The sequence below is a fragment of the Bradyrhizobium sacchari genome, from assembly GCF_002068095.1.
Classification (GTDB): Bacteria; Pseudomonadota; Alphaproteobacteria; order Rhizobiales; family Xanthobacteraceae; genus Bradyrhizobium; species Bradyrhizobium sacchari.
The window spans coordinates 48,638-55,728 of sequence record NZ_LWIG01000063.1 but is presented as its reverse complement, the minus strand read 5'-3'; the positions used below and the strand labels follow the sequence as shown (position 1 = coordinate 55,728).

Here is a 7,091-nt window from a genome sequence, read left to right as displayed (position 1 = left end):
GGAATCGCCGATATATTTGTCGACGTAACCGCCATGGCCCTCGATGATGTCGGTCATGGCGGAGAGATATTCGTTCATCAGCGTGACCAGCTCGCCCGGCGTCATCGTCTCCGCGATCGAGGAGAAGCCGCTGAGGTCGGAGAAGAACATGGTGACGTTGCGCATCTCGCCGCCGAGCGCCGGCATCTTGCCGGAGGCGACCATGGTCTCGATCACCTCGGGCGCGAGATAGAGGGCAAAACTCTTGCGCAGGAAACGCTCGTCGCGATCGGCCAGTACGAAGCGATAACCGATCATCATTGCGAGCGCTGCGAGGCTTGCGAGCGCAGGCTCGGTCAAGGGCAGCGCCAGTGCATGTACGAACGCGCCGACGGCGACGGCTGTGTAAACGGCGGTGAGAGCAAACCACGCGATCACCGCGCCGCCAGGAGCGAGCGTGCAGGCTAAGCAGGCGATGATCGCTGCAAGCGCAATCGTAAGAATCGTTCGTGCCGGAAAGCCGAGCTCGGTCACGGCATCATGCTCGATCAGATTCCGAACGACGGTGGCATGTACGAACACGCCTGCGACGTCGCTCCGGGCCTTCTGTGTAAGGGCGGGGGCGGGCGGGGCGCATCGCGGCGCGGGCGAGCCGTCATAGCCGCGGGACACTCGCATTGAGGTGAGCTTGCGGTCCTCGAAATTGAGGATGGTGCCGAGCAGCACGACCTTGCCGTCGAAGGCGCGGTGGAAGAAGTCGCGATCGCCTTTCTCGACGCAGGCGCGCAGGTCGGCGAAGGAATAGGCCGGGACGTCGCGGCCGCGGCCGCGGAAGTTGAGCGTGAGCGTGTTGGGCACCGCGCTGGGAATCGCATAGCCGGACAATTCCATCGTTCCGGATGGTCCGATCTCGGGCTTGGCGCCAAGCGCACGCGCGGCGAGCTCGACCGCCATTGCCGGAACGGGCTTGCCGTCGATGGAGAAGCTCAGCGGCATGCGCCGGATCACGTCGTCGGGGTCGGTATGGACGTTGAGAGCGCGGACATTGTTTTTCACCGCCAGTTGCTGTGCGCGGTAGGGTCTGTCCGAATGATCGTTGCTGAGGATTTCGCCGAGCACCAGCTTGCCGCCGTCGGAGAGTTGCCGGAGCGCGATGAGGTAGTCCCGGTCAAAGCCCTTCATGCGCGTGCCGAGCGGCGCATCGCCAAAGGGAATCTCGGACTGCTCGATCGAGCTCGGAAAGATGACATCGAAGCCGATCACCTTGGCGCCGCCTTCGGTGATGCTGCCGAGTACCCGGCCAATCTCGCGTGTCCAGGTCTGCGTCGGCGATCCCCTAAAGGGCGGGGTGTCGTAGGTCTCCCCGTCGATCGCCACCACGACGACCGGCGACGTCGCGGGATCGCGGCGGTCGCCAATGATCTTGCCGCGCAGCGCCGTCAGGATGTCGAGGGAGAGACCTTGCAACACCTGGAGCGGTGGCGACGTGAAGATTGCGCCCGCAAGGAGCGCAATCAGGATCGCCGCAATGATGTCCCGCCTGCCGATCCGCCGCATCGCGCCGTCGCAGAGCCGCCTATTCGAGCCGCAGCAGGCGGCCGACGATCGGCGTCGGCGATGACGTGGCGCTGGCGTCGACTTGGAAGGCGTAGCGCTTGGCGCCGAGGATGGCGAGATAGCTGCCGCCGGGGGTCAGCGACTTCCCGGCTTTGGCGAAGTCATAGAACTTGCCGCCGATCATGATTTCGTTCTTGAGCGGCACGGTGATGGTGGGCTCCTTGCCGTCGGTACGCTCGATCACCAGCGTGCTGCCGATCTTGGCCTGCACCAGCGGGGCCGTGCCGTAGAGCGTCGGCAGCTTGGACGGGCCGCCCTTGGCATCCGAGCGCATCGTGCGGAAGGTGGTCGCGGCGCTCTGGTTGGCCTCGCGCTCGGATAGTTTTGCCGCATTGGTGTCGCAGGGGACTTTTTCCCGCTTGACCTCGCCGAGCTGCACGGTGCTCTGCTCGGCGCCGACCAGCACGACGCCTTCGCTGATGGTCTCGCGCTGGCAGGATTTCAGGTAGCTGAGCGTGATGCTCGCCTTCGGGCCGAGCTTGATGATCTTGCCCGGCGCCACATAGTCCATGAACGCGATGCCGTCGATCTTGCCCTGGACGTCCTCGACGATCGCGGCCGGGGTCTCCGCCAGGGCGGGGGCCGCAACACAGAACGCGCCGAGAGCGGCGCCTATCAGGCTTTTCATGGGAATTCTCATCCGATTCGATCGATGTATTGCCGGTCCCCACTCCTGGTCCGATGCTTAGCAGCCGCCCGCCCAGACAAGTGTGACCAGAATCACTCTTTATTCTTGGTGGCACTCTAGCAGGAACAGGTTCAACCCCGCGACCGGAGAAAACAGAGCTGCGGCAGGCTGTTGGCCGATGGACAATGTCAGACGGCCGGGACCGCCCCGAGCGGGCGCTCCTCGACCGGACGGCCCTCTGCCGCGCTCTCTACAAGGGGAGCGAGCGTGGCTTCGGTCTTCTGATATGGCGTGGCGTGCTGGCCGGCGGCGATCGCCATGACCTCGTCCCAACGCGACAGAAAGGCCTCGACGCAGGCGGGATCGAACTGCCGTCCCGTGTTCTCGACCAGGTAATTGCGCGCCACCTCGAGCGGCAGCGGCTCCTTATACGGCCGCCGCGTCGTCAGCGCGTCGAAGACGTCGGCGACGGCGACCACCCGCGCGGCAACCGGGATCTCGTCTGCCTTGAGGCCGTTCGGATAGCCCGCGCCGTCCCAGCGCTCGTGATGGCCCGCGGCAATTTGCGCACCGAGCTGGATCAGCTCGCAGCTGGAGTCCGCCAGGATCCGCTCGCCGATCTTGGCATGGGTGCGGATCACCGCCATCTCCTCGTCGGTCAGCTTGCCGGGCTTCAGCAGGATGTTGTCGGGAATGGCGACCTTGCCGACGTCGTGCAGAGGGGCGGCAAGATAGATGTCGCGGCAAAGCCGGGCCGGCAGGCCGAGCTGCTCGGCGATGATGCGGCTGTAGCGGGCGACCCGCAGCGTATGCTCGCCGGTGTCGTTGTCGCGGTATTCGACCGCGAGCGCGAGCCGCAGGATGATCTCCTCCTCGCGTTCGCCGAGCTTTCGTGTCGCGGCGGCGACTTCGCTGGCCAGATGCGCGGCGCGATCATTGAGCTTGCGCACGGCTGCACCAAGCTGAATCAAATTCCGCAGGCGCACTGTCATCTCGACGCTCTGCGGTGCCTTCGGCAGGAAATCGGTTGCACCAGCCTGCAGCGCTTCCATCTTCACGTCGTCGGTCTGGCGCGACGTGATCATCGCGATCGGGATGTCGGCGCAGCCGGGCAGGGTGCGGAGCGTGCGGATGAAGCTGATGCCGTCCATATGCGGCATCTCGTAATCGACCAGCACGAGGTCGAAGACGCGCTCACGCGCGCACATCAGCGCTTCCACGGGATCGAGGAACGTGGTCGCCTCGACCAGGCCTTCGGCCTCAATGTGCCGTTTCAGGAAGTTGAGGACGGAGCGGCTGTCGTCAACCAGAAGCGCTTGGGTCAGCATCGGCGGCCGGAGTTGTTCGGATGGCGAGGCATGACCTCAACAACTAGCCTTTGCGATTTAACGCGAAGCAAACGTTTCATCGGCGGCAAGCTGCTTCATGACTGCGCGCGGCGCATGAGATTTAAGTGAGCCATGCACGTCTGCGTGCATACGCGAAGTTCTTTGAATTGTGACCCGTAGTTGTACGGAGGAATCCATTAGGGGTTTGCACACTCTCCATACCGAATAGTCGTCGCGCGGGATTCGCGCCATGCGTGCAGTTGAGTCCCGGAAATTTTGGGGGACGAATGTCGTCTGATGTCACTGAGCCGAAGTGGTCCCTACGGCTGCCTGCCGACTGCAGCATCGCTGCGATCCGCGGCGTCTATGACCTCATTCGCGAGGCGTTCGGCCGTCAGGAGCGGCTCGAGATCGATTGCTCCAGCGTCGACAGGGCCGACGTCACCTCGATCCAGCTTCTGCTGTCGACCGCCAAGACGGGCGAGGCCCAGGGGCGCCCGGTGGTGCTCACTTCATTCTCCCAGTCTCTGCGCAACACCCTTCGCCGCGCCGGCTTTGCCAGCGAGGCGATGATCGACCAGCATTTCCCGCAAAAGAAAGATGGCACCTGATGGCCACGATTCTGACCGTCGACGATTCCCCCAGCATTCGGCAGATGATCAAGGTCGTGCTCGAGCCGGCCGGTCACAACGTGATCGAGGCCGGTGACGGCGCGCAGGGGCTCGCCAAGGCCCAGGCCGGCAAGCTCGACCTCGTGATCACCGACCTCAACATGCCCGTCATGAACGGGCTGGAGCTGATCCGGGCGCTGCGCAAGCTGCCGAGCGCGGTCGGCATGCCCATCGTGTTCCTGACCACGGAATCCAACGATGCGGTGAAGCAGGAAGCCAAGAGCGCCGGCGCCACCGGCTGGATCACCAAGCCCTTCAAGCCGGAGCAGTTGCTCGCCGTCGTCGGCAAGCTGGTGCGCGCATGAACGCGATGGACCCGACCGAGGTCTTCCGGCAGGAAGCCAGCGAGCTGTTCGAGGTCCTCGAAGGGGCTCTGCTCGATCTCGGCCAGCGTCCCGATGACCGCGAGCTGGTCGATTCCGCCTTCCGCGCCCTGCACACGATCAAGGGGTCGGGCGCCATGTTCGGTTTCGACAAGGTCGCCTCGTTCACCCACGAATTCGAGACCGCCTTCGACCGGGTTCGCAAGGGCGAGATCAGGCCGACCCAGGAGCTGATCTCGGTCGCGCTCGCCGCCAAGGATTACATCCGTGCGCTGATCGAGGATCCGCAGTCGACCGACGATATCATCGGCGAAGCCATCCTCGACGACCTCAGGCGCTTCGTGTCGGCGGACCAGCCTGCAGCTCCGGTCGCCGCAATCGCGGAAGCGCCGCCGCTGGCGCCGGTCGAGAGCAAGCAGGCGGGCTGGCACCTTTATCTGGAATTCGAATCCCACATCCTGCGCAACGGCTCGAACCCACTCGATCTGCTGGAAGATCTCTGCAAGCTCGGCCCCTGCTTCGTCGTGCCTGTCACTGACGGCATTCCATTCCTCGACGAGATGGAGCCGGAAGACTGCTATCTGAAGTGGGACGTCAAGCTGCACGCAGCTTGCGACAAGGACGCGATCGACGACGTCTTCATGTTCGTCCAGGACGAGATGAAGCTGACGCTCTCGCCGCTCGCGCAGGTCGAAGCGCCTGTCCCGGCGCCGTTGTTCCTGCTCCTCGACGAGGAGCAGGCGCCCGTGGCCGAAATGGCCGCGCCGGTCGTCGAGGTTGCTGCCGCGCAGGTTACCGAGCAGCCTGCTGGAAAGGCTGAGCCGAAGCCCGAAGCCAAATCCGAGACGAAAACCGAGACGAAGACCGAGGCCAAGCGCGAAGAGCGCGGCATCGCCACTGTTCGCGTCCAGGCCGAGCGTCTCGACGAACTGATGGACCGCGTCGGCGAGCTCGTCATCGCCCAGGCGCGGTTGAGCCAGCTCGCCGCCTCTGGCTCCGATCTCTCGATCAAGATGATCGCCGAGGAGATCGAACGCCTTGCGTCCTCCTTGCGCGACACCACGATGGGCGCCCGCATGGTGCCGATCGGCTCACTGTTCGGCCGCTTCCGCCGCCTGGTGCACGATCTGTCGCGCGATCTGTCGAAGCCCGTCGAATTCGTCACGAGCGGCGAGGATACCGAGCTCGACAAGACCATGATCGAGTGCCTGGCCGATCCGCTGGTGCACCTGATCCGCAACGCCATCGACCACGGCATCGAGGACACCGCAACGCGCGCTGCCAACGGCAAGACCGAGCAGGGCCGGATCGAGCTCGCCGCCGTTCATTCCGGCGCGCAGGTGCTCGTCACCGTGAAGGACAACGGCGGGGGCCTCAACACTGCGCGCATTCGTGCCAAGGCGGAAGAGCAGGGGCTGATCGCCGCCGGCGCCGTGCTCACCGATCACGAAATCCACCAGTTCCTGTTCCACCCGGGCTTCTCGACCGCGCAGACCATCTCGGCGCTGTCGGGCCGGGGCGTCGGCATGGACGTGGTCAAGCGCACCATCGAGAACATGCGCGGCTCGATCGACCTGTCGACCAGGCCGGGCCAGGGCACCACGGTGACGCTGCGCCTTCCGCTGACGCTTGCGATCATCGAGGGCCTTTTGATCCGCGTCGGCGAGGGCCGCTACATCATCCCGCTGTCGGCGGTGGAGGAGTGTGTCGAGCTGACGGCCGAGGACGAGCGCTCGCGCGGCCGTAACTTCCTCAACGTGCGCGGCAACCTCGTGCCGTTCCTGCGCCTGCGCGAGCTTCTGACGGCGTCCGGATCTCCCGATAAGCACCAGAAGACGATCATCATCTCGACCGGCGAGACCCGCGTCGGCCTCGTGGCCGACCAGATCATCGGAAACCACCAGACCGTGATCAAGTCGCTCTCCAAGCTACATTCCGACGTCACGATCTTCTCGGGCGCGACGATCCTCGGTGATGGCACGGCGGCGCTGATCCTCGACGTCGCCCAACTCGTCACGCTGGCGCAGTCCAAGGTCGAGAAGCAGCACCTCAGCGAGGCGGCGTGATGAACGAAGGTTTGGCAGGAGAGCCTCGGGCGGATGCGATGCAGGTCGTAATGATCGGGCTCGGCGAGGAGAAGTTCGCGCTCGATGCGGGCCTCGTGCGCGAAATCATCGATCCCGTCCCGGTGACCAGGGTCGCCGGCGCGCGGGCCTTCGTTCCAAGCGTGATCAACGTCCGCGGCAACGTCATTCCGCTCGCGGATTTGCGTATCCGCTTCGGCATGCCGCAGCTCGACAACTCGGCCGACACGCGCGTCGTCGTGATCGAGCTCAATCTCGACGGCGAGCCGGTCCTGGTCGGCGTCACCGCGGACAAGGTCTATGAGGTCACCGAGATATCGCACACCGACGTTCAGCAGACGCCGCGCGTCGGCATGCACTGGAAGCCGGAGTTCATTCGCTTCATCGCCAAATGGCGTGAAGAGTTCGTCATCGTTCCCAACATGGAACGCATCCTGAATTGAAATGAGTCTCGGGCGAGA

Annotated in this window: 7 protein-coding genes; 4 read left to right on the top strand and 3 right to left on the bottom strand. The window is 64.5% G+C overall.

Annotated elements, in window-relative coordinates:
* The 3 genes from A5906_RS37665 to A5906_RS37655 form a co-directional block, all read right to left on the bottom strand.
* Positions 1 to 1,536 (bottom strand): CHASE2 domain-containing protein (locus A5906_RS37665; RefSeq protein WP_245327123.1); only part of this gene is annotated, 1,536 nt, incomplete at its 3' end.
* A 19-nt stretch (positions 1,537 to 1,555) separates the two neighbouring features.
* The gene (locus tag A5906_RS37660; protein WP_080140167.1) at positions 1,556 to 2,224 is read right to left on the bottom strand and encodes a hypothetical protein; all 669 of its coding nucleotides are present in this window, start codon (positions 2,222 to 2,224) and stop codon (positions 1,556 to 1,558) included.
* 188 nt (positions 2,225 to 2,412) lie between these two features.
* Positions 2,413 to 3,552 (bottom strand): HD-GYP domain-containing protein, encoded by a 1,140-nt coding sequence (locus A5906_RS37655; protein WP_080140166.1) that lies wholly within the window; start codon positions 3,550 to 3,552, stop codon positions 2,413 to 2,415.
* 287 nt (positions 3,553 to 3,839) lie between these two features.
* On the opposite strand from A5906_RS37655, the gene A5906_RS37650 reads away from it, so the two are divergent.
* From A5906_RS37650 to A5906_RS37635, 4 genes are read left to right on the top strand one after another with little or no spacing between them, the layout of a single operon-like run.
* Positions 3,840 to 4,163 carry an STAS domain-containing protein gene (locus A5906_RS37650; protein WP_080140165.1) on the top strand — a complete coding sequence of 108 codons (324 nt, stop codon included), beginning with the start codon at positions 3,840 to 3,842 and terminating at the stop codon, positions 4,161 to 4,163.
* The gene (locus A5906_RS37645) at positions 4,163 to 4,528 is read left to right on the top strand and encodes a response regulator (protein ID WP_027562191.1); all 366 of its coding nucleotides are present in this window, start codon (positions 4,163 to 4,165) and stop codon (positions 4,526 to 4,528) included. Before A5906_RS37650 ends, A5906_RS37645 begins: the two co-directional genes overlap by 1 nt.
* Positions 4,525 to 6,612 carry a chemotaxis protein CheA gene (locus A5906_RS37640; RefSeq protein ID WP_080140164.1) on the top strand — a complete coding sequence of 696 codons (2,088 nt, stop codon included), beginning with the start codon at positions 4,525 to 4,527 and terminating at the stop codon, positions 6,610 to 6,612. The genes A5906_RS37645 and A5906_RS37640 overlap by 4 nt, the downstream gene beginning before the upstream one ends.
* Positions 6,612 to 7,073, top strand: a complete 462-nt coding sequence (locus A5906_RS37635; RefSeq protein ID WP_167523750.1) for a chemotaxis protein CheW — start codon at positions 6,612 to 6,614, stop codon at positions 7,071 to 7,073. The genes A5906_RS37640 and A5906_RS37635 overlap by 1 nt, the downstream gene beginning before the upstream one ends.
* The last annotated feature ends 18 nt before the right edge of the window (positions 7,074 to 7,091 follow it).